Genomic DNA, 25,197 nt, shown 5'->3' on the forward strand with positions numbered 1-25,197 from the left:
AATCATTCAATGTAACTGAAAAATTTCTTAACGAAAGATAGAGATAAATCGAAATCAGTAGATCGTATAAAGTGAAAAGGAAGGATTTCAATATGACAAGTTTAAAATTATTAAAAGAAAAAGCACCATTAGTAATCTGTATCACCAATGATGTTGTAAAAAACTTTACAGCAAATGGATTAGTAGCACTGGGTGCCTCACCAGCTATGAGCGAGTACCCAGCAGACTTAGAAGATCTATTAAAATATGCTGGAGGATTATTGATTAACATTGGGACTTTAACGGATAATAATTGGAAGCTGTACCAAGAGGCACTAAAAATTGCTGAAAAATATAATGTTCCTGCAGTTTTAGATCCTGTAGCCTGTGGAGCAGGAGAATATAGAAAAAAAGTAGCAGATGATCTAATCAATAATTACAAACTGGCAGCGATTAGGGGAAATGCTGGCGAGATTGCCTCTTTAGTAGGAATAAATGTGGCATCTAAAGGAGTAGATAGTGCAGGCGTAGATAATATTGATGAAATTGCTCTAGCAGCAAATAAAAAGTTCAATATTCCAATAGTAGTAACAGGTGAAGTGGATGCCATTGCGGTTAATGGAGAAGTTGTAACGATTCATAATGGTAGTGCCATGATGCCAAAAGTTATTGGGACAGGATGCTTATTAGGTGCTGTAGTAGCAAGCTTTATCGGACTTGAAAAAGGTCAAGAATTGAAATCATTAGAAACAGCAATGTTGGTTCACAATATCGCTGGAGAAATGGCAGAAAAACGTCCAAATGGGCATCTTCCTGGAACATTTAAAGTTGAATTTATAAATGCCTTATACGAGATTACAGACGAAGATGTAAAGGAATTCAAAAGAGTGAAGTAAGATGTTTCATAAAGAATTACTAAAACTATATTTTATTTGTGGAACGACTACTTGCCAAGGAAAAGATATATATAGAGTCGTTGAGGAAGCCTTAAAAGGTGGTATAACCTTATTTCAATTCCGTGAAAAAGGTGAGGGAGCCTTAGAAGGTAAAGAAAAAGTCGAATTAGCAATTAAACTACAGGATCTTTGTAAAAAATACAATGTTCCGTTTATTGTTAATGATGATATTGATTTGGCAATGGAAATTGATGCTGATGGTGTACATGTAGGACAGGATGATCTTGGTGTTGATGAAATTAGAAAATTGATGCCAGATAAAATAATTGGTCTTTCTATAAAAAACGAGGAAGAATTTCAACAATCAAAAGTTGAATATGTAGATTATGTTGGTGTTGGTCCTGTATTTGATACCCAGTCAAAAGATGATGCTGGTGGTGCTATAGGTTATGAAGGTCTTAAATTGATGAGAAAACTATTGCCACAAATTCCCTTAGTTGCAATTGGTGGGATACAGACGCAACATATTAAAGATATTATGAAGACCAATGTTGACGGCGTTTCAATCATTTCAGCAATATCGTATGCAAAAAATATAGAAAAAACTGTTCGGGAAATGAGTGAACAATAGGCATCAATTTTTCCTTGGATTCTGAGGGAGTAGGATTTTCTTTTTTCTAAAAAGATATGTCCAGATTCAGTTCAAATAGCTAATCCATCAAATAAGTCATTTATTTTTTGCAAAAGAAAGATCTGCTGTCTTTTTGAGTACAAGGCTGTATTTCCAGTTCAATTCCTTGAACTAGAATAAATCGTCTGTTAAAATAATTATATAATTAAATAATAAAGACATTTGGGGTGCTTTAGGCTGAGATGATACCCATTGAACCTGATACAGTTAAAACTGGCGAAGGGAAATGTGAAAAGGTTTTTTTCGTATGTCGAAAAGAACTGTCTAATCTTGTAAGGTAAACTCTAATTCTCGTTTGTAATTGGAGTTTTTTTGTTTATCAAAAGAGGATAGACTTGACGGCAAGCCTTTTGGTAGCTCTCCTTGAATACCCCACTTTTCTTTAAAAAAGGAGTTTTTTATGTTGAAAAAATGGCAGTTAAAAGATGTTATCTTGCTTGCTTTCTTGTCTATCTTTTTTGGTGGCGTTTTTGTGGGTTCAGGCTATCTGTTTGATATTCTCACACTAATCTTAGCCCCTCTTGGTTTACAGGCCTTTGCCAATGAAATCCTCTTTGGTCTCTGGTGTATGGCTGCGCCCATTGCAGCTATCTTTGTTCCAAGAGTCGGAAGCGCAACGATTGGAGAAGTGCTCGCTGCGCTAGCTGAAGTCCTTTATGGTAGTCAATTCGGTCTAGGTGCCCTTTTGTCTGGCTTGGTTCAAGGTTTGGGAAGTGAACTTGGTTTTATCGTAACCAAGAATCGCTATGAAAGTTGGCTCTCTCTAACTGCTAATAGTATTGGGATTACGCTTGTTAGTTTTGTCTATGAATACATTAAGTTAGGTTACTACGCCTTCTCCCTTCCTTTTGTCCTTTCCTTGCTTGTGGTGCGCTTTATTTCTGTCTTTTTCTTCTGTACCATCTTGGTTCGTGCCATTGTCAAACTTTATCATCAGTTTGCAGCTGGGGGCAAGGCATAGATGGGGCTGGAACTACGGGGGATTCAGTCACCAATCTTTTCGGAACCGATTGATTTTACTTTTCATGAGCAAGCCTTTACCTTGTTAGTTGGGAGCAGTGGTTCAGGAAAATCCAGTCTCTTTCAAATCATTGCCCAGGTCACTTCCTTACCTTATAGTGGTCAAGTACTGATAGATGGAAACCAGGTCAGTCAGCTTTCAATCGTTGAACGTGTTCAGACGGTTGGCATTCTCTTTCAAAATCCCAATCACCAATTTACCATGGAGAACTTGTTTGAAGAGCTGATTTTTACCTTGGAAAATATCGGCCATCATGTGCAGGAGATTGATGCTAAAATAGCTGAGGTGGTCCGGCAATGTCGTTGCGAGCCAATCTTGCACCGTCCCATTCATCACCTATCAGGTGGGGAAAAGCAAAAGGCTGCGCTAGCTGTCCTCTTTGCTATGAATCCTAGGGTCTATCTCTTGGATGAGCCCTTCGCTTCCATTGACCGCAAGAGCAGAATCGAGATATTGGAGATTCTAAAAGAGTTGGTCCTTGATGGGAAGACAGTCATCCTGTGCGACCATGATTTAACGGATTATGGAGCCTACATTGACCATATGGTGGAGCTGAGAGAGGGACAACTAAGAGAAGTGTTTCAAATCTCTACCTCTGAGATAACACAGGTTGCTTCAAAGGAAGTTGCTCCTAGCCCAGAACTATTCCAGATGGATCGTGTGACTTGTGAGCTGGGTAATCGCCCCCTCTTTTCAATTGCTGATTTCACGTTTTACCAAGGAATTTCCTGTATCCTAGGTGATAATGGTGTTGGGAAATCAACCCTCTTTCGTTCCATTCTTCAATTTCAAAAGTATAGAGGGCGCATTACTTGGAAGGGTTCGGTCCTAAAAAAGAAAAAGAGTCTGTATCGTGACCTGACGGGTGTCGTTCAGGAAGCTGAGAAGCAGTTTATCCGAGTCAATCTGAGAGAGGAACTGCAATTAGATAGTCCAGACTCTGAAAGAAATCAGCGAATTCTCCAAGCTTTACGATATTTTAATCTGGAGCAGGCACTTGATAAGAGTCCCTATCAATTAAGTGGTGGCCAGCAAAAGATTCTTCAGCTATTGACCATCTTGATCAGCAAGGCTTCTGTGATCTTGCTAGATGAACCATTTGCTGGTTTGGATGATAGAGCTTGCCATTATTTTTGTCAGTGGATGTTGGAGGATAGAAATCAGGGAAGAAGTTTTTTGATCATTAGCCATCGTTTAGATCCCTTGATCTCTGTGGTTGATTATTGGATTGAGATGACTAGTGAGGGGCTCCGTCATATTAAAGACGTGACCATCAGCAAACCTCTCCCATCTCTGAACAATGATACTCTAGGGGAGGTGAGGTAGTATGATCAAAGTAGCAACTAAGACACCAGTTATCAGCCTCTTCTTTCTAATTTTATCCTTGGAAACATCCTTCATTCCTTCTATTGCTCTTAATCTTTCGGTAGCCGCATTTTGCATCCTCTTTATGCTCTATTATCGTCGATTTAAAATGTTGGCTTGGATGATTGTGCTCGCCATTTTGCCATCCTTCGCCAACTATTGGGCAGTACAGTTACATGGGGATGCTTCGCAGGCAGTGATACTTGGGACGAGAGCTTTTGTGACAGTTTGTATCGGTCTTGTCTTTGTTACCAATATTTCCCTAAAAGAGCTTCTCTTGTATTTGGCTCAAAAGGGGTTATCGCGATCTTGGGCCTATGCCTTAATTGTAGTATTCAATGCCTTTCCCCTCATTCAGCAAGAAATCAAGTCCCTCAAGGAAGCATGCTTATTGCGTGGTCAAAAATTGCATGTTTGGTCGCCCTTGATTTACAGTAAGGTTCTGATGACGGTCTTTAGATGGCGCCATCTTTACCTGAGAGCTCTATCTGCGCACGGATATGACGAACATGCTCAGTTGGAGAATCGCTATCGGACTTTTTATATTTCTCAGAGGACAAAATTGATCTACCTGCTGTTCTTTTTATTGCTTCAAACCAGTCTATTTTTATAAAGGAGTTATTATGGAATTTACAGATATTGCGATGGAATTATCCAAGGAAGCTTGGCAGGCTTCCTTTCATCACCCATTTGTATTACAGTTACAAGAGGGAAATTTAAAACCTTCTATTTTCCGCTATTACCTGATTCAGGATGCTTATTACCTGAAGTCTTTTTCAGAAGCCTATCACCTCTTGGCTGATAAGACTTCAAACCAAGAGATGAAAAGACTCTTGAAACAAAATGCCCAGAGTCTAGTGGAGGGTGAGTTGTTTATCCGCCAACAATTTTTCATGGAATTAGGAATCAGCGACCAGGAAATGGAGCAACATCCAATCGCTCCAACCTGTTATCATTACATTTCTCATATTTATCGCCAGTTTGCAGAGCCAAACTTGGGCATTGCTTTTGCTAGTTTGCTTCCATGTCCTTGGTTATACCATGATTTGGGCAAGGCACTTAATCGCAAACCATCCCCGAATCCTCTTTATCAACAGTGGATTGAGACCTATATCACCGATGAGTTAGAACAGCAGATTAAAGAGGAAGAAGCCCTGGTCAATCAGCTCTATCGCGAAAGCAACGAGACAGACAAACAAAAAATGCTAGAGGCCTTCCACCGAAGTGTCCACATGGAAGCTAAGTTTTGGGAGATGGCTTACCAACATCAAACCTGGACGAGTGATTTGCAATCCTTAGAAAAAGAGAAGAAATAGAAAATGAGAAACCACCAACTACAAGTTCACAAATTAACTATTTTATCCATGATGATTGCCCTTGACGTAGTTCTTACACCCATCTTTCGAATTGAAGGAATGGCACCGATGTCTAGTGTAGTCAATATTCTGGCAGGAATCATGATGGGACCTGTTTATGCCTTGGTCATGGCTACAGTCACAGCCTTTATCCGTATGTCTACTCAAGGCATTCCGCCCTTGGCCCTCACAGGAGCTACTTTTGGAGCTCTCCTAGCAGGTCTCTTTTATAAGTACGGTCGAAAATTTCACTATTCTGCCCTAGGAGAAATCTTGGGAACAGGGATTATCGGTTCTATTGTTTCCTATCCTGTCATGGTTCTCTTTACCGGATCTGCGGCCAAGCTCAGCTGGTTTATCTATACTCCGAGATTTTTCGGAGCGACCTTGATCGGTACAGCCATAGCTTTCCTCGCCTTTCGATTTTTAATCAAGCAGGAATTCTTTAAAAAAGTGCAGGGATATTTCTTTGGAGAAAGGATAGACTGATGCAGGCATTTACAAATCCTTTCCCTCTGGCAACCAGTTCCTTGATTCACTGCATCACCAATGAGATTTCCTGTGAGATGCTGGCTAATGGCATTTTGGCTCTAGGATGCAAACCTGTCATGGCAGATGACCCTCGTGAAGTTCTTGATTTTACTAAGCAAAGTCAAGCCCTCTTTATCAATTTGGGGCATTTGTCAGCCGAGAAGGAAAAAGCAATCCGTAGGGCAGCTTCTTATGCAGACCAAGCTTGTCTCCCAATGGTAGTAGATGCGGTTGGCCTAGCAGCATCTCCCATTCGAAAGACCTTAGTCAGAGATCTTTTAGAATACAAGCCCACAGTCCTTAAAGGGAATATGTCGGAAATCCGAAGTCTTGTTGGTTTAAAGCACCACGGAGTTGGAGTTGATGCTAGCCATAAAGATCAAGAAACTGAGGATTTACTTCAAGTCTTGAAAGACTGGTGTCAGCTTTATCCTGGTATGTCATTCTTAGTAACTGGACCTAAGGACCTCATAGTTTCAGAGAATCAAGTTGCTGTATTGGGAAATGGCTGTGACGAATTAGACTGGATAACGGGGACAGGAGACCTGGTTGGAGCCTTGACAGCTGTTTTTCTCAGCCAAGGAAAGACTGCCTTTGAAGCTTCCTGCCTAGCAGTTTCTTATCTCAATATCGCTGCTGAGAGAATTCTTGTTCAAGGAATGGGATTGGAAGGTTTTCGTTACCAAGTTCTCAATCAGCTCTCTCTCCTAAAAAGAGATGAAAACTGGCTAGATGCTATTAAAGGAGACCTTTATGAATAGAGAAGCACTCAGACTATATCTGGTAACTAATCGCTACCAAGATTCCTTGGAAAGCTTTCTTGAAAAAGTTGAGACGGCCTGCCGTTCAGGTGTTACCATCATCCAACTACGAGAAAAAAACCTCACTACCAATCAATACTATCAACTGGCAAAACAAGTCAAGGAAATAACAGATGCCTATCAGGTACCCTTGATTATCGATGATCGTTTGGATGTTTGTCTTGCAGTAGATGCTGCAGGTCTGCATATTGGCGACGATGAGCTACCAGTTTCCGTTGCCCGCCAAGTCTTGGGTCCTGACAAAATCCTCGGTGTCACAGCTAAAACAGTAAAAAGAGCCCTTGAGGCGGAAACATCGGGTGCGGATTACTTGGGAACAGGGGCCATTTTCCCGACTAGGACCAAGGAGAATGCTCCCATCACCCTGATTTCAACCTTGAAAACCATTTGCCAAACGGTAGCCATTCCAGTAGTTGCTATCGGAGGCTTGACGTCAGAGAATATTGACCAACTTGCTGCAACTGGCATAGCTGGAGTAGCCGTTGTTCGTGATTTGATGCAGGCAGAAGATATTGAGGCAAAAACGCAAGCTTTTTTAACAAAGTTGGATGACATGATTTCCTAATCAAAAACTCTCTAATTCCCTTAAAGTGGGAACTAGAGAGTTTTTTCTTAATCTTTAAAGCTTGTATGGTTGACTGGGCCAGAACCATGACCGAGTTGAGGGGCGTCTTGGATGGCTTTTGTGATAAAGGCCTTGGCCTTATCGACTGCCTGATAAAGGGTATTCCCCTTGGCTAGTTCAGCCGTAATCACTGCAGCAAAAGTACATCCAGTACCATGGGTGTGACAGGTTTGAATTCGTGGACTTTCCCAGACAAATTGTTCCTCCTTGGTAAAGAGGAAATCCTTGGCACCACCTTCAAGATGACCACCTTTGATAACTACAGACTGAGGACCAAATTCTTTTAAAATCAGGCGACCAGCACGCTGCATGTCTTCTGGATCATGGATTGAAAAACCAACAATCTCTTCTGCTTCAGGAAGATTGGGAGTGATAATGGTTGCAAGGGGAAGTAGGTTTGTTTTTAGGAAGCTTCTCGCACTGGTATCAATCAGGGTGTCCCCACTCGTAGCGACCATAACAGGGTCCAGCACATAGGGACAGTCCAGCTTTTTAAGGTAGGGTTGGATGATCTCCATGATCTCAGTAGTTGCCAACATACCAGTTTTCACAGCCTGAGGTTTGATATCCGAAAAGACACTCTCCAATTGAGCTTCCAGCATTTGGTTGGAGACGTGCTCGATTAATTGAACACCTCTGGTATTTTGAGCGACAAGGCTGGTGACAACGGCCATTCCATAGACATCTCTCGCTTGGAATGACTTCAAATCAGCCATAATGCCAGCACCGCCACTAGGGTCAGTTCCTGCAATGGTTAGAGCAACGGGTAAATAAGTCATCTAAAACCTCCCAACCAACTGAAGTTTGTATTCTCAAGAACAAGCTAGTCTGTTTTGGAAGGAAATAGAAGACTAGCTAGTCCTCATTATCATTTCCACTTCCATCAGCTAGCATTACCTAGATTGAGTCAAAGGGATCTAACAGTCGTTAATCTCAGCTTTACGCACCCCTAGTGGTTGTTTTCTTTTTTCTACAGTATAGCATATTTTTATAGTTTATATAGTGAAATTTGACTGCAAATCTCTCGTTACAGGATTAGAATTCTATTTTTCGAAAAAATAATAAAAATTATAGTTGACAAATGTAGATTTTGAGAGTATACTAATAACTGTAATCGACAAATGTAGATTTAGGAGGTGTGATGATGCAGATTTCAGATGCAGAATGGCAGGTCATGAAGATTATTTGGATGCAAGGAGAGCAGACCAGTACGGATTTGATCAGGGTTCTGGCGGAGCGGTTCGACTGGTCCAAGTCGACCATTCAAACTCTTTTGGCTCGTTTGGTTGAGAAAGAGTGTCTGACAAGGAAAAAAGAAGGCAAGTTCTTTGTCTATTCAGCCCTTTTAACTCTGGACCAGAGTCGAGACTTGCTTGTCCAAGATATCAAAGACAAGGTTTGTTCTCGTAGGATTAAGAACTTGTTGGCTGATTTGATTGTGGAATGTGATTTCACTTTGGCTGACTTGGAAGACTTAGAAGCTGTGATTTCTAAGAAGAAATCAAGCGCTGTAACAGAAGTAAGATGTAATTGTATGTAAAGGAGACGTCATGTTAAATAGTATTGTAACCATTATTTGTATTGCCCTTATCGCGTTTATCTTGTTTTGGTTTTTCAAAAAGCCTGAAAAATCTGGACAAAAGGCCCAGCAAAAAAAGGGTTACCAAGAGATCCGAGTGGAAGTCATGGGGGGCTATACGCCTGAGTTGATTATTCTTAAAAAATCAGTGCCAGCCCGCATTGTCTTTGACCGCAAGGACCCTTCACCCTGTCTAGATCAGATCGTCTTTCCAGATTTTGGTGTGCATGCGGACTTGCCTATGGGTGAAGAGTATGTAGTGGAAATCACACCTGAGCAGACTGGAGAGTTTGGCTTTGCATGTGGTATGAACATGATGCACGGCAAGATGATTGTAGAGTAGGAGGAGACTATGACAGAAATTGTGAAAGCAAGCCTAGAAAATGGCATTCAAAAAATCCGTATCACGGCAGACAAAGGCTACCATCCAGCCCACATTCAACTGCAAAAAGGGATTCCTGCTGAGATTACTTTTCACCGTGTGACACCTTCAAACTGTTATAAAGAAGTTCTCTTCGAAGAAGAAGGGATTCTAGAACCAATCGCTCAAGATGAGGAAAAAATTATTCGCTTTACGCCTCAAGACTTGGGTGAGCACGAGTTTTCTTGTGGCATGAAGATGCAAAAGGGGAGTTATACCGTAGTTGAGAAGACTCGAAAATCTCTATCACTTTTACAACGTTTTTGGATTACCAGTATCTTTACTGTGCCGCTAGTTATTCTCATGATTGGGATGTTGACAGGGACTATCAGTCATCCAGTCATGCATTGGGGCACCTTTTTAGCCACGACGCCTATCATGCTAGTGGCCGGTGGTCCTTATATCCAAAGTGCTTGGGCTAGTTTTAAAAAGCACAATGCCAACATGGATACCTTGGTGGCACTGGGAACCCTAGTAGCCTATCTCTATAGTCTAGTTGCTCTCTTTGCTGGTCTCCCTGTTTACTTTGAAAGTGCTGGATTTATCCTCTTCTTCGTTCTTTTGGGGGCGGTTTTTGAGGAAAAAATGCGAAAAAACACTTCTCAAGCTGTGGAGAAATTACTAGATTTGCAGGCTAAAACAGCAGAAGTCTTGCGTGAGGATAGCTATGTCCAAGTTCCCTTGGAGCAAGTCAAGGTAGGTGACCTGATTCGAGTGCGTCCCGGTGAAAAGATCGCGGTTGATGGTGTTGTTGTCGAAGGTGTCTCCAGTATTGATGAATCCATGGTGACAGGTGAGAGCCTGCCGGTAGACAAAACAGTTGGAGATACTGTGATTGGCTCCACTATCAATAATAGTGGAACACTGGTTTTTAAAGCAGAAAAAGTTGGTTCAGAGACTGTCTTGGCTCAGATTGTGGACTTTGTGAAGAAAGCCCAGACCAGCCGTGCACCGATTCAGGATTTGACGGATAAGATTTCAGGAATTTTTGTCCCAGCAGTTGTCATTTTAGCGATTTTGACTTTTTGGATTTGGTTTGTCTTACTTGGGGCTAGTTTTGTGACCTCTCTACTTTATGGTGTGGCAGTTTTGATTATCGCTTGCCCTTGTGCCCTAGGTCTTGCAACACCAACAGCCCTCATGGTAGGAACAGGGCGGAGTGCCAAGATGGGGGTTCTCCTAAAAAATGGAACCGTCCTACAGGAAATCCAGAAAGTCCAAACTCTCGTCTTTGATAAAACAGGAACTTTGACGGAAGGAAAACCAGTGGTCACTGATATCATTGGCGACGAGACAGAAGTACTTGGCTTAGCTGCCTCTTTGGAAGAAGCCTCTCAACACCCACTGGCTCAAGCTATTATCAAGCGAGCGAGTGAAGCAGGACTTGAGCTTCAACCTGTAGAAAATTTCCAAGCCCTACACGGAAAAGGTGTCTCAGGGCAAATCAATGGGAAACAAGTCTTGCTTGGAAATGCTAAAATGCTAGATGGCATGGATATTTCGAGCGCTTATCAGGAAAAACTAGAAGAACTGGAAAAAGAAGCTAAGACAGTTGTGTACTTGGCTGTTGACAATGAAATCAAAGGCTTGCTTGCACTACAAGATATTCCTAAGGAAAATGCTAAACTTGCCATCAGTCAGTTGAAAAAACGAGGTCTTAAAACAGTCATGCTGACAGGGGATAATGCTGGTGTGGCGCGTGCCATTGCAGATCAGATTGGCATTGAAGAGGTCATTGCAGGTGTATTGCCAGAAGAAAAAGCCCATGAAATCCATAAACTTCAACAGGCTGGAAAAGTAGCCTTTGTTGGGGATGGTATCAATGACGCTCCTGCCCTCAGTGTAGCGGATGTGGGAATTGCTATGGGAGCTGGAACAGATATTGCCATCGAGTCAGCAGATTTGGTGTTGACAACTAATAACCTCTTAGGAGTTGTTCGTGCCCTTGATATGAGTAAGAAAACCTTTAATCGAATTCTGCTCAATCTTTTCTGGGCCTTTATCTACAATGTCGCCGGAATTCCGATTGCAGCAGGAGTCTTTTCAGGAATTGGTCTCGTTCTCAATCCAGAACTGGCAGGTCTAGCTATGGCCTTTAGTTCTGTATCTGTTTTAACCAGTTCACTCATGCTAAACTTTAGTAAAATAGACTAAAAGCGGGCTTGCTCGCTTTTTATTATAAAACAGTTACATAAAACGTTTTCAAACTGTACTGTAATAGAGAATAAAAACTTCTGAGCACATTCTTAGGAGACCCAAAACAAATGTGGTAAAGTAGTAGAGTAAAAATTTGCTGAAACGTTTCCAATTAGTATATGAAAACGGATTTATCAAGTTTTAAAAATATTTGAAGGAGAGTTATCATTATGACTCAAGGGAAAATTACTGCATCTGCAGCAATGCTCAACGTATTGAAAACATGGGGCGTAGACACAATCTACGGTATCCCATCAGGAACACTCAGCTCATTGATGGACGCTTTGGCTGAAGACAAAGATATCCGCTTCTTGCAAGTTCGCCACGAAGAAACAGGTGCTCTTGCAGCGGTCATGCAAGCTAAATTCGGCGGCTCAATCGGGGTTGCAGTTGGTTCAGGTGGTCCAGGTGCGACTCACTTGATTAACGGTGTTTACGATGCAGCTATGGATAACACTCCATTCCTTGCTATCCTTGGATCACGTCCAGTTAACGAACTCAACATGGATGCCTTCCAAGAATTGAACCAAAACCCAATGTACAACGGTATCGCTGTCTACAACAAGCGTGTAGCATACGCTGAGCAATTGCCAAAAGTAATTGACGAAGCTTGCCGTGCTGCAGTTTCTAAAAAAGGTCCAGCTGTTGTTGAAATTCCAGTAAACTTCGGTTTCCAAGAAATCGACGAAAACTCATACTATGGATCAGGTTCATACGAGCGTTCATTTATTGCTCCTGCTTTGAACGAAGTTGAAATCAACAAAGCAGTTGAAATCTTGAACAATGCTGAACGTCCAGTTATCTACGCTGGTTACGGTGGTGTTAAAGCAGGTGAAGTGATTACTGAATTGTCACGTAAAATCAAAGCACCAATCATCACAACTGGTAAAAACTTTGAAGCTTTCGAATGGAACTACGAAGGTTTGACAGGTTCTGCTTACCGTGTTGGTTGGAAACCAGCCAACGAAGTGGTCTTTGAAGCAGACACAGTTCTTTTCCTTGGTTCAAACTTCCCATTTGCTGAAGTTTACGAAGCCTTCAAGAACACTGAAAAATTCATCCAAGTCGATATCGACCCTTACAAACTTGGTAAACGACATGCCCTTGATGCTTCTATTCTTGGTGATGCAGGTCAAGCAGCGAAAGCAATCCTTGACAAAGTGAACCCAGTTGAATCAACTCCATGGTGGCGTGCAAACGTGAAGAACAACCAAAACTGGCGTGATTACATGAACAAACTCGAAGGTAAAACTGAGGGTGAATTGCAATTGTACCAAGTTTACAATGCAATCAACAAACATGCTGATCAAGACGCTATCTACTCAATCGACGTAGGTGACACTACTCAAACATCTACTCGTCACCTTCACATGACACCTAAGAACATGTGGCGTACATCTCCACTCTTTGCGACAATGGGTATTGCCCTTCCTGGTGGTATTGCTGCTAAGAAAGACAATCCAGATCGCCAAGTATGGAACATCATGGGTGACGGTGCATTCAACATGTGCTACCCAGACGTTATCACAAACGTTCAATACGACCTTCCAGTTATCAACGTTGTCTTCTCAAATGGTAAATATGCCTTCATCAAGGACAAATACGAAGACACAAACAAACACTTGTTTGGTTGTGACTTCCCTAATGCTGACTATGCGAAAATCGCTGAAGCTCAAGGAGCTGTTGGATTTACAGTTGACCGTATCGAAGACATCGATGCAGTTGTTGCAGAAGCTGTTAAATTGAGCAAAGAAGGTAAAACTGTTGTTATCGATGCTCGCATCACTGAACACCGTCCACTTCCAGTAGAAGTACTTGAATTGGATCCAAAACTTCACTCAGAAGAAGCAATCAAAGCCTTCAAGGAAAAATACGAAGCAGAAGAACTCGTACCATTCCGTCTCTTCTTGGAAGAAGAAGGTTTGCAATCACGCGCAATTAAATAATTCCTTCGTGGAACTTAAAAAGATCGGAGCAATCCGGTCTTTTTATGGAGTATAGTAAATGAATTTAAATCAATTAGATATTATCGTTTCAGATGTTCCACAAGTCTGTGCTGACTTGGAGCGTATTTTGGATAAAAAGTCCGATTATGTTGATGACAGTTTTGCTCAGTTTACGATTGGCAGTCACTGTCTGATGTTGTCCCAAAATCATTTGATTCCTTTGGAAGATTTTCAGTCAGGAATCATTCTTCATATTGAGATTGAGGATCTAAATCAGAATTACCAACGGTTAAAAGAGATCGGTGTCGAGATTTTACACGGTCTTTGTGAAACGGATTGGGGAACAGAGTCCTTATTAGTTAAAGGGCCTGCTGGTCTAGTGATTGATTTTTATCGTATGAAGTAGGTAATTCTATTATCAAATTTTTTATCTAAACATTCTTGGAGTGAAACTTAAAAAGATCGGAGCAATTCGATCTTTTTTGTATTTATGCGACTTTCAGTCCGTCTCGCTCCGTTAGGTGCGAGACAAAAAACCACCCGTTTTCACGGGTGGTTATGATTTCTACACTTATTGTTTGGCTTCCTGTTTTAATTGTTGCACCTGTTCCTCGTACTGGACAAGCTCCCTGTCTTTTATATTGATAGTCGCTTCTGCTTCAGCAATGCGGCTTCTCAGATCTTGAGTCTTGTTATGGTGATAGCTAATACCAATAGCACTACCAGCAATGATCCCGATTACTAGACAAGTAAAAATCACCAAAATCAAGGGAGCAGATAGTTGTGTAAAGACAAGACTGACAGTTACTGTTTGACGATTGAGTAGACCAAATGAGATCACAATGACTAATAAGCTCAAACCGCCAATTAGATAAGCCTTATCTTTCAGTGACAATTCATTAAATTTTTTTAGCATAAGTTCCTTTTCTCCTGACTATGTTGATAGAAAACTACACACCATTTAGGTATTAACAAAATTCATTTTACTAGAAAATTTCGATACTGTCAATAATTTCTAACGGCTTATTTACCATCAATCAATCGATTCATTGAAAAGGAGTATTCATTTTCTAATATTTGATTGAGTAAACAGAACGGAGCAATTCGGTCTTTTTTCTGTTCCCTCTTTCTTATAACAAGATTGTGATAGTTTATATCTTTATAACAAAAGTTTTAAAGACTTGATTGTTTTGAAAGAATATTTTAAAATAAGATTCAGTAAAAATGAAAGAGGTTTTGAAAATGTCTGAAAAACAAATGAAAATTTTGGGTTGGGTAGCGACCTTCATGTCCGTTATGATGTATGTCTCTTACTTCCCACAAATCATGAACAACTTGGCTGGTCAAAAAAGCAACTTCATCCAACCCTTAGTCGCAGCCATCAACTGTAGTCTATGGGTTTATTACGGTCTTTTCAAGAAAGAAAGAGATATTCCCCTTGCGGCTGCTAATGCACCAGGTATTATTTTTGGCCTGATAACGGCTATTACGGCATTGATATAAAAAGAAGACTGGTTTCAGTCTTTTTTTCGTATATATAAGAGTAAGTTTAGTGCTATCATTATCCAGAGAGTTCAAAACTTTTTGCCTCCTTTTTAGTATAATAGAAGTAATAAATCAATCGAGGTAAAGTGATGACAGAAATACTACAATTTCCAGAAGGATTTCTCTGGGGTGGTGCAACGGCGGCTAATCAATGTGAGGGTGCTTATAATCAGGACGGTCGTGGTCTTGCTAATGTGGATGTGGTACCGATTGGTCCAGACCGTGAGGCCATTATTACAGGTCAGAAAAAGATGTTTTCGTTTGAGGAGGGCTATTTTTACCCAGCAAAGGAAGCCATAGATATGTACCATCATTACAAGGAAGATATCGCTCTTTTTGCAGAAATGGGCTTTAAAACCTATCGGCTTTCCATCGCTTGGACTCGGATTTTTCCTCAAGGTGACGAAGCAGAGCCAAATGAAGCTGGTCTAGCCTTTTATGAGGATTTGTTTAAAGAATGCCACGAGTATGGGATTGAACCTCTGGTGACCATCACGCATTTTGACTGCCCCATGTACTTAATTAGGGAGTACGGTGGTTGGCGCAATCGTCGCATGTTGGACTTTTATGCAAATCTTTGTCGCACCCTCTTTACCCGTTACAAGGGCTTGGTCAAGTACTGGCTCACCTTCAACGAAATCAATATGATTCTGCATGCCCCCTTTTTAGGAGCTGGGATCTGTTTTGAAGAGGGGGAAAATCAAGAGCAAGTCAAATACCAAGCAGCTCACCATGAGCTGGTAGCCTCGGCTATGGCGACTAAAATTGCCCACGAAATTGACCCAGAAAACAAGGTGGGATGTATGTTGGCAGCAGGGCAATATTATCCTAACACTGCCCATCCGAGAGACTACTGGGCAGCCATGGAAGAAGACCGTAAGAGTTACTTTTTCATTGATGTTCAAGCGCGTGGGGAATACCCAAACTATGCCAAGAAGCAGTGGGAGCGTGAGGGGATAGAAATTGAAATGACGACAGAAGATTTAGACTTGTTGAAGAATCACACTGTTGACTTTGTTTCCTTCTCTTATTATGCGAGTCGAGTGGCTTCAGGCGATCCAGAAGAGAGGGATCTGACAGCTGGAAATGTCTTTGCCTCTATCAAAAATCCCTATCTGGAATCCTCAGAATGGGGTTGGCAGATTGACCCACTGGGGCTTCGAATCACCCTCAATGCCATCTGGGATCGTTATCAAAAGCCTATGTTCATTGTAGAAAATGGACTCGGCGCTATAGACACGCCAGATGAAAATGGCTATGTAGCAGATGACTATCGGATTGCTTACTTAGAGGCCCACATCAAGGCTATGCGAGATGCCATATACCAAGATGGAGTTAACTTGCTTGGTTATACGACATGGGGCTGTATTGATCTGGTTTCAGCTGGAACAGGCGAAATGAACAAGCGCTATGGCTTTATCTATGTGGATCGAGATAATGCAGGTCAAGGAAGTCTCAAACGAAGCAAGAAGAAATCCTTCTACTGGTACAAGGATGTCATTGCCAGCAATGGTGCAAGTATTAAGTAGAGAACATTTGTTCACTATTTTTATAAAATCTTCTCCCTACTTTATAATGTGTGAAAAAGAGTTCAATTAGATCTGGCTTTTTGCTATAATGAAGTGAGAAAAACAGATAGGAGAATAAGATGTCAGAACCATTATTTTTACAATCAGTTATGCAAGAAAAAATCTGGGGTGGTACCAAGCTACGTGATGAGTTTGGCTACGACATCCCAAGTGAAAAAATAGGAGAATACTGGGCTATCTCAGCCCACCCAAATGGTGTTTCAAAGGTCGCTAATGGGCGCTTTGAGGGAACAGACCTAGCTACATTGTATGCAGAACACCGTGAATTGTTTGGTAACCGTCCAGAACCTGTGTTTCCACTATTGACCAAGATTCTCGATGCCAATGACTGGCTCAGCGTCCAAGTTCACCCAGACGATGCCTATGGATTAGAACATGAAGGCGAGCTCGGAAAAACAGAGTGCTGGTATATCATCGCAGCAGACGAAGGTTCAGAGATTATCTATGGCCATAATGCCAAATCAAAAGAAGAACTCCGCCAGCAAATCGAAGATAAAAACTGGGATGCGCTGTTGACAAAAGTGCCAGTTAAGGCTGGAGATTTCTTCTATGTACCAAGTGGTACCATGCACGCTATCGGGGCGGGTATCTTGATTCTTGAAACCCAGCAGTCTAGCGATACCACCTACCGTGTTTATGACTTTGACCGCAAGGACGACAAGGGCAACTTGCGTGAACTTCACCTTGAAAAATCTATCGATGTTTTAAACATTGGAGAGCCTGCCAATAGCCGTCCTGTAACTATCAAAGCAGATGATCTACGTTCCACTCTCCTTGTATCCAATGATTTCTTCGCAGTTTACAAGTGGGAAATCACTGGCAAAGTTGACTTCGAAAAGACAGCTGACTACAGCTTATTTAGTGTCTTGGCTGGTCAGGGTCAACTCACTGTTGACGGGGAAAATTATCCAATCCAAAAAGGCAGCCACTTTATCCTACCAAGTGATGTTGAAGCTTGGGTCTTGGAAGGGCAAGGTTTGGAATTGATTGTTAGCCATCCATAAAAAAGAAAGGGCCTGAGCTTATTACTCAAGTCCTTTTTGATTACATAAATTGGGCGATAAAAACCACAACGATGATAATAGGAATGATGAAACGAAGGAGGAAGAGCCAGACTTGGAAAAGTCCTTGTTTCCATGCTCTTTCATCAAGATGGAGTTCCTCCTTAGCAAGAGCCTTCTTAAAGATGTAGCCTGTAAAAAGTGACAGGCAGAGAGCTCCAAATGGCATGAGGAGATTGGAAACCAAGAAGTCCATAGCGTCAAAGAAGGTCTTCCCAAAGATGTGAACATCCGCCATAACACCGTAAGATAGGGCTGAAGGAATGCCAAAGACAAAGGTCAAGATTCCTAAAATGACACTCCACTTAGCCCGCTTGCTGTTGTCCTGATTAGTGATATTGCCCACATTGATTTCCAGCATCACGACAGAAGAAGTAACCGTCGCAAAGAGGAAGAGCAAGAGGAAAAGAATGTAGAAAATAGTTCCAAAAGGCATCTTGTCAAAGAGTTGAGGCAAGACGATAAAGAGCAGGCTTGGTCCCCCTTCAGACTGGATATTGAAGGCTGACATGGCTGGGAAAATGGCTAGACCTGCCATGATGGATACCGAAATGTTCATGGCTACGATGGAAATTCCTGACTGGACCAGATTGGTTTTCTTGTCCAAGTAGGAAGCATAGGTCAGCATAGCTGTCACCCCTAGTGAGAGGGCAAAGAAAGATTGACCCAGAGCATAGAGGAGACCAGCGCTAGTTAGTTTTGAAAAGTCTGGTTTGAGGAAGTAGAGAACCCCTTCCATGGCATTTGGCAAGCTGAGAGAGCGCCCAATGATCACGACAAAGATGATAAAGAGCAGCGGCATCATGACTTTCGAAGCTCTTTCAATCCCTTTTTGAACCCCACGTGATACAATAAAGATATTCAATAAGATAAAGGCTGCTTGAGCTCCTAGGGCAATGGCTGGATTTGAAATGATTGAAGTAAATAACTGAGCATAATCACTCGTCCCAGCAAGCTGGAACAATTTTCCAAACTCAATACCTAGATAGACTAAAATCCATCCTCCGATAACACTGTAAAAGGAGAGAAGGATAAAGAGGGCAAAGGCACCAATCCAACCGATAAAGTTGTACTTGCTATTGTTACCAAGTTTTCCAAAGGTTTTGATAGCGGAAACGCCAGCACTACGGCCAAGGGCAAACTCAGCCAGCAGGAGCGGGAAACCGATTAAAATAGTGGAAATGAGAAAGACTAGTAAAAAGCCTCCCCCACCATTAGCAGCAGTCATGTAGGGAAATTTCCAAACGGCTCCAAGTCCGATGGCTGAACCAGCAGATGCTAGGATAAAGCCTAGTTTCGAGCCCCATTGTGATTTTTCTGACATAGTTGAAACTCCAATCTCGTTTTTTAAAATAAGAAAAGGCTACTTGAGTTGTCAAATAGCCCTCTCTCAATGGCTCTTTATGAGCCTTCTGTTTGATTGATAGACTTGACTATCCTATCATGTTTTCAAAGGTCTGTCAAGAAAACCATTTTCAAGTTTTCACACCGTTCTCAAAAAGTTAAAAATTTTTCTCAAAAACGCTTGACTCTGACCTAAGGGGAGGGGTTATACTATTTCTTGTAAGGAGGAAATCATGTACCATATAAAAGAAGCTGCGCAGCTTTCAGGTGTCTCTGTCAAGACCCTGCATCACTACGATAAGATAGGGATCTTGGTTCCCTTAAAGTCGGAAAACGGCTATCGAACCTACAGTCAGGAGGATTTGGAACGCCTTCAGGTTATTCTGTATTATAAATATCTAGGTTTTTCTTTAGAAAAAATAGCAGAGCTGTTAAAGGAAGAAAGGACAGATTTATTGCCCCATTTGACCAGACAGTTGGACTATCTGACCCAAGAAAGGCAACATCTGGATACCTTGATTTCCACCTTGCAAAAAACCATTCAAGAACAAAAAGGAGAAAGAAAAATGACGATTGAGGAAAAATTCACTGGATTTAGCTATCAAGACAATCAAAAATACCACCAAGAGGCGGTAGAGAAGTATGGTCAAGAAGTCATGGGCCAGGCTCTCGAGCGCCAAAGTGGTAGAGAAGATGAGGCTACAGCCGCCTTCAACCAAGTTTTTCAAGCCTTGGCACAAAACCTTCAAGCTGGTCTGCCTGCAACAGCGGCCGAAAACCAAGAGCAAGCAGACAAACTATTGCAAGCTATTCGTACTTATGGATTTGACTGCTCTATTGAGGTATTCGGTCATATCGGCAAAGGCTACGTCTACAACCCAGAGTTTAAGGAAAACATTGACAAATTTGGACCTGGAACAGCTCAATACACATCAGATGTCATTGCAACTTACGTTCAGACAAATGCAGAATAAATAGGCTAGGAATTTCCTAGCCTATTTTTTACTTCAAGTCATAAAGCCAGTCGTCACCGTCTTTGTAGTAAAAGAATTCACTGAGATCCTCCTCTACAAATACACGAAGCATATCTGACATATCATCGGTGGCAAGTTTTAGTTGAGAGAGATTTTTATAATCTTCCCACCATACCTTTCCTTCGTCTGAAGACTGGAGTTCACCAGTAAAGTGTTCTGTCTTGTAAAAAAGGACGACATAACGGTAATCCTCATCGTCGTACCAGTCCTTGATACCACAGAGTTGAGGTTTAGAAATGGTCAGACCAGTTTCTTCCTTCACTTCACGAATGACAGCATCGACAAAGGATTCGCCACGTTCAACATGACCACCAGGAAAAGTAATACCAGGCCAGTCGGGACTAACTCGGTCTTGAACCAGAACCTCGTCTCCGTTTTGAATCATACACATATTGACAAATTCGACTGTTTCTCTTCTATTCATTCTTTATAACCTTTGATTTTTAATCATAATGCAGACTTCCTGCCACCCAGCCAGTGCAGAGGGCAGAAGTGATGTTAAAGCCACCCGTGTGGGCATTGATATCCAGGACCTCACCAGCAAAGTGGAGGCCAGGAACGAGCTTACTTTCCAGAGTTTTGGGATTGATTTCCTTGAGACTGACACCGCCTTTGGTGACAAAGGACTTGGCAAGAGACATTTTTCCAGTCACAGGGATTTTGAGAGCCTTGATGGACTGGAGAAGTTGTTCGCGTTCCTTTTCAGTCAGTTGTTTGACTTTTTCAGGATAGCCTTGCACCAAAAATTCTGCCAAGCGTTCTGGAAGCAAGGTTTTTAAAGCATTTTTCAAGGATTTTTCCCGATAATCTTCTAGAAATGCCACCAAGTCCTTCTCAGAAAGTTGAGGCAAAACATCTAGCGAGAGAACCTCTCCACCCTTGACAAAGCTGGACATACGCAGGGCAGCAGGGCCCGACAAACCAAAGTGGGTAAAGAGCAGATCGTGAGTGATAACATGCTTGCCGTAGCTTAGGGTCACATCGTCCAGTGAAATTCCCTGCAAGGCCTTATGGGGGAAATCAGTCAACAAAGGACTCTCAGCAGCCTCAAGCTCAGTAATGGTATGTTTAAAATGACGGGCGATCTCATGCCCAAAACCAGTCGAACCAGTAGAAGGATAAGACTTACCACCTGTTGTGACAATGAGTTTATCACAAGTGAAGCTTTGGTCTGCGGACTTAAGGACAAACTGGTCGTCTATCTTTTTAACCGAAACAATTTCTGTTTGAGTAGCAACTTGACCACCGAGTTCAGTGATTTTCTTTTCTAGTGTCTCGATAATGGTCCGAGACTTGTCACTAGCAGGAAAGACGCGTCCGTGGTCCTCGACCTTAAGTTTAACACCGTTTTCCGTGAAAAAGTTGATGATATCATGGTTATCAAACTGGGAGAAGACACTGTAAAGAAACCGCCCGTTACCAGGGATTCCAGCTAATATGTCATCTAAGGTTCCATTGTTGGTCACATTACAACGACCACCGCCCGTTCCAGCTAATTTTTTGCCAAGTTTTCGATTTTTTTCGATGAGTAGAGTTTTCTGACCATAAAAGCTACTGGAAATTGTAGCCATCATGCCAGCAGGTCCACCACCGATAACAATAGTATCAAAATGTTTCATAGCTCTATTGTACCACAAAAAACAAGAGATGCTTGGCATCTCTTGTTGCTCATAATCTTAGTTAATTTCATATCCCATCAACAAACCGCCATCTTCTGCATAGAAGCTGCAGAGACCAGACGTCGGGATGATTTTGATATTGGCTTGTGGGAAGGTTTCCAGCAAGCGTTCTGACAATTGCTGACAGAATTTTTCATTGCTGCGATGAGCCATGACGATACGGCCACCAGCGTAGCCAGCCGTGATGAGTTCTTCATAGGCTGCTTGAAGGGATTTTTTTGGTCCACGCGCTTTTTGGAGTAGTTCTAGGGTTCCAGTTTCACTTGCTTCCCCAACCATACGGATGTTGAGAAGGCCAACGACAGTACCGATAAGCTTACTCAAACGACCATTTTTGACCAAGTTATCGACCTTAGCGAGGACAAAAAGCAACTTCGTTTTTTCTTGGTAGGCTGTAATAGCTTCAACAATTTCCTCATAAGAAAGTCCTTGATCAATCAAGCTATTGATTTTCTCGACAATCAAGTCAACCTCACCACCTGCAGACAATGTATCAATTACATGAATCTGAGTGTCAGGGTGTTCTTCAAGGTAGATGTTCTTAGCGAGCTGTGCACTATTATGGCTACCTGAAAGAGTACCAGTGATAGTAACGACAAAGATATGCTTAGCACCTTCAAATGCACGCAGGTAATCATCAGGGCTAGGACAGGCTGATTTTGAAGCCTCAGAAGTCGCATACATTGTTTCCATCATGTGGTTAATGTCGAGATTGGCATCATCGATAAAGACCTGATCAGCTACTTGAATGGTTAAAGGAACACTAACAAATTCAGTATCAATAGCAGGAGTTGCCAGTTGACGATAATCACAACCAGAGTCAGCTACAATCTTCCAAGTCATAGAAATTCTCCATCTTTGTCACTTATACATTGACAAAGGTTCTGTCTTTTTTTACAATTATATCATGAAAGCCCTTGAAACAAAAGTACCACCTCTCTGTTGTCACAAGTAGAAAGAAATTGTTATGTCTGAACGTAAAATATCTGAAAAATCTCTTGAAAATCTCAGAAAATCAAATCAAGAATCCAATTTTTTAACCAGAGAAGCAATCGAGACGGCTCTTTTGCAACTTCTAGAGAAAAAAGACTTGGCCAAGATCAGTATTTCGGAGCTGGTCAAACGGGCGGGCGTCTCTCGTGCTGCCTTCTATCGTAACTATGACTCCAAAGAAGAGATTTTGGAAAGTGTTTTTAAACGAAGTGTCCATAACATTATGGAACAGTTGAGCCACTACGATGTTAAAACAGACCTTTATCTAGTCTGGGTTCACCTTTTCCGCGCAGCTAAGAAAGAAGCCAAGGTTATCCAACTTGCTCTGGACTACCACTTGGAAAAGATTTTCGTTCAAGCTATGCAGGAATTTTTGGAAAAATACCACGGAAAATCAAAAGGTGTCAGCAGCTACCTTCATTCCTTTTGGAGTTCTGCCATCGTATCGGTTCTGCTCAAATGGATCAAGGATGGCATGAAGGTTCCAGCTGAAAAGATTGCAGATTTACGCTTGCCATTTTTCAAAAAATAAGGATAAGGAGAAGACTTATGACAGAAAAAAGACTGGCTTGGGATGAGTACTTTGCAGCCCAGGCTTTACTGATTGCCAATCGTTCGACCTGCAAACGTGCCAAAGTGGGAGCTGTCCTAGTTAAGGACAATAAGGTCATTTCAACAGGCTACAATGGTTCCGTATCAGGAACGGAGCACTGTATTGACCACGAATGTCTGGTAATTGAAGGTCACTGTGTTCGAACCCTTCACGCCGAGGTTAATGCTATTCTCCAAGGGTCTGAGCGAGGGGTTCCCAGAGGATTTACAGCCTATGTGACCCATTTTCCGTGTCTGAACTGCACCAAACAACTGCTACAAGTTGGTTGCAAGCGCGTGGTTTATATCAACCAGTACCGAATGGATGACTATGCCCAGTACCTTTATCAAGAAAAAGGCACCGAGTTAACCCATTTACCATTAGAGACTGTTCAGACAGCTCTTCAAGAGGCAGATTTGATTTAAAAATTAATAAAAATAAATAGTTTAGAAAGCTTTTTAAACCGTTTTTTGATATAATAAGAAGAATAAATTGAAAGAAGGAACTCAGAAAATGGGAAAAATTGAAGTCATTAATCATCCACTCATTCAACACAAATTGTCAATCTTGCGACGTACAGATACTTCTACAAAAGCTTTTCGTGAGCTAGTAGATGAGATTGCAATGTTGATGGGATATGAAGTACTTCGTGATCTTCCACTTGAAGACGTGGAAATCGAAACACCTATCACAAAGACCGTTCAAAAACAATTGGCTGGGAAAAAATTGGCGATTGTCCCAATCTTGCGTGCAGGTATCGGGATGGTAGATGGCCTCTTGAGCTTGGTTCCAGCAGCCAAAGTTGGTCACATCGGTATGTACCGTGATGAAGAAACCCTTCAACCAGTTGAATACTTGGTGAAATTGCCTGAGGATATTGACCAACGTCAAATCTTTGTCGTTGATCCAATGTTGGCAACAGGTGGCTCAGCAATCTTGGCAGTAGATTCGCTTAAAAAACGTGGCGCTTCAAATATCAAATTTGTCTGCCTAGTATCTGCTCCAGAAGGAGTGAAAGCTCTTCAAGAAGCACACCCAGATGTAGAGATCTTTACAGCAGCCTTGGATGAACGCTTGAACGAACACGGTTATATCGTTCCAGGTCTTGGAGATGCTGGAGACCGCTTGTTCGGTACTAAATAAAATTCCAAAGTAAATATTGAAACTAGAAGTTCGTTTTTGACTTGCAAGGAGGTTGAGTTTTTGTTTCTGTTTAGGTAATAGAGCAAAGATTTGACCTTTTTTGACCAAAAAGATATAATAGTTCTGTATTGAGTCGTAAGACTAAGAAAATTCAACATTAAAAGGAGAAATGAATGATTCCTGTAGTTATTGAACAAACAAGCCGTGGAGAACGTTCCTATGATATTTACTCTCGTCTTTTGAAAGACCGCATCATCATGCTAACAGGTCCCGTTGAAGACAACATGGCCAACTCCGTTATCGCCCAATTACTCTTCTTGGATGCCCAAGACAGCACAAAAGATATTTACCTTTATGTCAACACACCTGGAGGATCTGTTTCAGCTGGTTTGGCAATCGTTGATACTATGAATTTTATCAAGGCAGATGTCCAAACCATCGTGATGGGAATGGCTGCATCTATGGGGACTGTTATTGCATCAAGTGGAGCAAAAGGCAAACGCTTCATGCTTCCAAATGCAGAGTACATGATTCACCAACCAATGGGTGGTACAGGTGGTGGTACCCAACAGACAGATATGGCAATTGCTGCAGAACACTTACTTAAAACTCGTAAGACTTTGGAGCAAATCCTTGCAGATAACTCTGGTAAATCAGTTGAGCAGATTCATGCAGATGCGGAACGTGATTACTGGATGAGTGCCCAAGAAACGCTTGAATATGGCTTTATTGATGAAATCATGGCCAATAATTCTTTAAGCTAAGCAACCTAGAAAGCAAGCTCGACGGAG

At 41.7% G+C, this 25,197-nt stretch carries 28 protein-coding genes and 2 riboswitches; of the genes, 22 read left to right on the forward strand and 6 right to left on the reverse strand.

All coding sequences use genetic code 11. The features are described 5' to 3' along the window. Window positions 1-92 precede the first annotated feature (92 nt). The 9 genes from thiM (at window position 93) to thiE (ACT17O_RS03475) (ending at window position 7,224) form a co-directional block, all read left to right on the forward strand. Entirely contained in the window at window positions 93-875 is a 783-nt protein-coding gene (gene thiM / locus ACT17O_RS03435; protein ID WP_314977435.1) for a hydroxyethylthiazole kinase, read from the forward strand. Window position 876: 1 nt separating this feature from the next. Then, window positions 877-1,506: a thiamine phosphate synthase gene (thiE, locus tag ACT17O_RS03440; protein ID WP_033605926.1), complete on the forward strand. Its 630-nt coding sequence runs from the start codon at window positions 877-879 to the stop codon at window positions 1,504-1,506. 213 nt (window positions 1,507-1,719) lie between these two features. Continuing rightward, window positions 1,720-1,808: riboswitch (TPP riboswitch) on the forward strand. Between the two features lie 158 nt (window positions 1,809-1,966). Then, on the forward strand, window positions 1,967-2,527 hold the full coding sequence (locus ACT17O_RS03445; protein WP_000915275.1) for an ECF transporter S component: 561 nt from the start codon (window positions 1,967-1,969) through the stop codon (window positions 2,525-2,527). Next, entirely contained in the window at window positions 2,528-3,913 is a 1,386-nt protein-coding gene (locus tag ACT17O_RS03450; protein ID WP_444817748.1) for an ATP-binding cassette domain-containing protein, read from the forward strand. It begins immediately after the preceding gene. A 1-nt stretch (window position 3,914) separates the two neighbouring features. Next, window positions 3,915-4,565 (forward strand): energy-coupling factor transporter transmembrane component T, encoded by a 651-nt coding sequence (locus tag ACT17O_RS03455; protein ID WP_444817749.1) that lies wholly within the window; start codon window positions 3,915-3,917, stop codon window positions 4,563-4,565. A 10-nt stretch (window positions 4,566-4,575) separates the two neighbouring features. Then, window positions 4,576-5,268, forward strand: coding sequence for a thiaminase II (gene tenA / locus ACT17O_RS03460; RefSeq protein ID WP_444817750.1), 693 nt, complete (start codon window positions 4,576-4,578; stop codon window positions 5,266-5,268). A 3-nt stretch (window positions 5,269-5,271) separates the two neighbouring features. Next, the gene (thiW, locus tag ACT17O_RS03465) at window positions 5,272-5,796 is read left to right on the forward strand and encodes an energy coupling factor transporter S component ThiW (RefSeq protein WP_101800166.1); all 525 of its coding nucleotides are present in this window, start codon (window positions 5,272-5,274) and stop codon (window positions 5,794-5,796) included. Then, the gene (locus ACT17O_RS03470) at window positions 5,796-6,599 is read left to right on the forward strand and encodes a hydroxyethylthiazole kinase (protein ID WP_444817751.1); all 804 of its coding nucleotides are present in this window, start codon (window positions 5,796-5,798) and stop codon (window positions 6,597-6,599) included. The genes thiW and ACT17O_RS03470 overlap by 1 nt, the downstream gene beginning before the upstream one ends. Then, window positions 6,592-7,224, forward strand: a complete 633-nt coding sequence (thiE, locus tag ACT17O_RS03475; protein WP_095726167.1) for a thiamine phosphate synthase — start codon at window positions 6,592-6,594, stop codon at window positions 7,222-7,224. Before ACT17O_RS03470 ends, thiE (ACT17O_RS03475) begins: the two co-directional genes overlap by 8 nt. Before the next feature lie 47 nt (window positions 7,225-7,271). Here thiE (ACT17O_RS03475) and thiD read toward each other — a convergent pair whose 3' ends face one another. After that, the gene (gene thiD, locus ACT17O_RS03480; protein ID WP_095726166.1) at window positions 7,272-8,063 is read right to left on the reverse strand and encodes a bifunctional hydroxymethylpyrimidine kinase/phosphomethylpyrimidine kinase; all 792 of its coding nucleotides are present in this window, start codon (window positions 8,061-8,063) and stop codon (window positions 7,272-7,274) included. Between the two features lie 83 nt (window positions 8,064-8,146). Next, window positions 8,147-8,245: riboswitch (TPP riboswitch) on the reverse strand. 183 nt (window positions 8,246-8,428) lie between these two features. Here thiD and ACT17O_RS03485 point away from each other — a divergent pair. The 5 genes from ACT17O_RS03485 to ACT17O_RS03505 all read left to right on the forward strand — a co-directional run bounded on the left by ACT17O_RS03485 (window position 8,429) and on the right by ACT17O_RS03505 (window position 13,832). Continuing rightward, window positions 8,429-8,824 (forward strand): CopY/TcrY family copper transport repressor, encoded by a 396-nt coding sequence (locus tag ACT17O_RS03485; RefSeq protein WP_001167199.1) that lies wholly within the window; start codon window positions 8,429-8,431, stop codon window positions 8,822-8,824. Between the two features lie 10 nt (window positions 8,825-8,834). After that, on the forward strand, window positions 8,835-9,206 hold the full coding sequence (locus ACT17O_RS03490; protein ID WP_000935056.1) for a cupredoxin domain-containing protein: 372 nt from the start codon (window positions 8,835-8,837) through the stop codon (window positions 9,204-9,206). Between the two features lie 9 nt (window positions 9,207-9,215). Beyond that, window positions 9,216-11,438, forward strand: a complete 2,223-nt coding sequence (locus tag ACT17O_RS03495; RefSeq protein ID WP_444817752.1) for a heavy metal translocating P-type ATPase — start codon at window positions 9,216-9,218, stop codon at window positions 11,436-11,438. Between the two features lie 212 nt (window positions 11,439-11,650). Continuing rightward, on the forward strand, window positions 11,651-13,426 hold the full coding sequence (gene spxB, locus ACT17O_RS03500; protein ID WP_261071221.1) for a pyruvate oxidase: 1,776 nt from the start codon (window positions 11,651-11,653) through the stop codon (window positions 13,424-13,426). A gap of 58 nt (window positions 13,427-13,484) precedes the next feature. Further along, window positions 13,485-13,832, forward strand: coding sequence for a VOC family protein (locus ACT17O_RS03505; protein ID WP_001052641.1), 348 nt, complete (start codon window positions 13,485-13,487; stop codon window positions 13,830-13,832). Between the two features lie 165 nt (window positions 13,833-13,997). On the opposite strand, the gene ACT17O_RS03510 is transcribed toward ACT17O_RS03505, so the two are convergent. Then, window positions 13,998-14,342, reverse strand: coding sequence for a lipopolysaccharide assembly protein LapA domain-containing protein (locus ACT17O_RS03510; RefSeq protein ID WP_000913393.1), 345 nt, complete (start codon window positions 14,340-14,342; stop codon window positions 13,998-14,000). Window positions 14,343-14,668: 326 nt separating this feature from the next. Between ACT17O_RS03510 and ACT17O_RS03515 the strand changes: the two genes are divergently transcribed. The 3 genes from ACT17O_RS03515 to manA all read left to right on the forward strand — a co-directional run bounded on the left by ACT17O_RS03515 (window position 14,669) and on the right by manA (window position 17,564). Continuing rightward, complete coding sequence (locus tag ACT17O_RS03515; RefSeq protein WP_444817753.1) at window positions 14,669-14,929, forward strand: SemiSWEET family transporter; 261 nt, start codon at window positions 14,669-14,671, stop codon at window positions 14,927-14,929. Between the two features lie 131 nt (window positions 14,930-15,060). Next, window positions 15,061-16,500 carry a 6-phospho-beta-glucosidase gene (locus ACT17O_RS03520; RefSeq protein ID WP_444817754.1) on the forward strand — a complete coding sequence of 480 codons (1,440 nt, stop codon included), beginning with the start codon at window positions 15,061-15,063 and terminating at the stop codon, window positions 16,498-16,500. Between the two features lie 119 nt (window positions 16,501-16,619). After that, complete coding sequence (gene manA / locus ACT17O_RS03525; RefSeq protein WP_308688127.1) at window positions 16,620-17,564, forward strand: mannose-6-phosphate isomerase, class I; 945 nt, start codon at window positions 16,620-16,622, stop codon at window positions 17,562-17,564. 40 nt (window positions 17,565-17,604) lie between these two features. On the opposite strand, the gene ACT17O_RS03530 is transcribed toward manA, so the two are convergent. Beyond that, a complete protein-coding gene (locus ACT17O_RS03530; protein ID WP_444817755.1) occupies window positions 17,605-18,945 on the reverse strand; it encodes a sodium-dependent transporter in 1,341 nt (446 codons plus the stop codon). Window positions 18,946-19,198: 253 nt separating this feature from the next. On the opposite strand from ACT17O_RS03530, the gene ACT17O_RS03535 reads away from it, so the two are divergent. Next, a complete protein-coding gene (locus ACT17O_RS03535; RefSeq protein WP_049485399.1) occupies window positions 19,199-19,939 on the forward strand; it encodes a MerR family transcriptional regulator in 741 nt (246 codons plus the stop codon). Between the two features lie 28 nt (window positions 19,940-19,967). Here ACT17O_RS03535 and ACT17O_RS03540 read toward each other — a convergent pair whose 3' ends face one another. Genes ACT17O_RS03540 through ACT17O_RS03550 form a run of 3 tightly spaced genes read right to left on the reverse strand, consistent with a single transcriptional unit; the run spans window position 19,968 to window position 22,521 of the window. Further along, window positions 19,968-20,423, reverse strand: coding sequence for an 8-oxo-dGTP diphosphatase (locus tag ACT17O_RS03540; protein ID WP_444817756.1), 456 nt, complete (start codon window positions 20,421-20,423; stop codon window positions 19,968-19,970). A gap of 19 nt (window positions 20,424-20,442) precedes the next feature. Then, window positions 20,443-21,618 (reverse strand): NAD(P)/FAD-dependent oxidoreductase, encoded by a 1,176-nt coding sequence (locus ACT17O_RS03545; RefSeq protein ID WP_444817757.1) that lies wholly within the window; start codon window positions 21,616-21,618, stop codon window positions 20,443-20,445. A gap of 57 nt (window positions 21,619-21,675) precedes the next feature. After that, entirely contained in the window at window positions 21,676-22,521 is an 846-nt protein-coding gene (locus ACT17O_RS03550) for a DegV family protein (protein WP_444817758.1), read from the reverse strand. Window positions 22,522-22,645: 124 nt separating this feature from the next. Between ACT17O_RS03550 and ACT17O_RS03555 the strand changes: the two genes are divergently transcribed. The 4 genes from ACT17O_RS03555 to clpP all read left to right on the forward strand — a co-directional run bounded on the left by ACT17O_RS03555 (window position 22,646) and on the right by clpP (window position 25,170). Next, window positions 22,646-23,203: a TetR/AcrR family transcriptional regulator gene (locus ACT17O_RS03555; protein ID WP_000003897.1), complete on the forward strand. Its 558-nt coding sequence runs from the start codon at window positions 22,646-22,648 to the stop codon at window positions 23,201-23,203. Between the two features lie 17 nt (window positions 23,204-23,220). After that, complete coding sequence (locus ACT17O_RS03560; protein ID WP_444817759.1) at window positions 23,221-23,688, forward strand: deoxycytidylate deaminase; 468 nt, start codon at window positions 23,221-23,223, stop codon at window positions 23,686-23,688. Window positions 23,689-23,776: 88 nt separating this feature from the next. Continuing rightward, window positions 23,777-24,406 carry a uracil phosphoribosyltransferase gene (gene upp / locus ACT17O_RS03565; protein WP_000515974.1) on the forward strand — a complete coding sequence of 210 codons (630 nt, stop codon included), beginning with the start codon at window positions 23,777-23,779 and terminating at the stop codon, window positions 24,404-24,406. Window positions 24,407-24,579: 173 nt separating this feature from the next. Continuing rightward, complete coding sequence (gene clpP, locus ACT17O_RS03570; RefSeq protein WP_000613467.1) at window positions 24,580-25,170, forward strand: ATP-dependent Clp protease proteolytic subunit ClpP; 591 nt, start codon at window positions 24,580-24,582, stop codon at window positions 25,168-25,170. Window positions 25,171-25,197 lie beyond the last annotated feature (27 nt).

The organism is Streptococcus sp. HJ1 (assembly GCF_052399005.1).
Lineage (GTDB): Bacteria > Bacillota > Bacilli > Lactobacillales > Streptococcaceae > Streptococcus.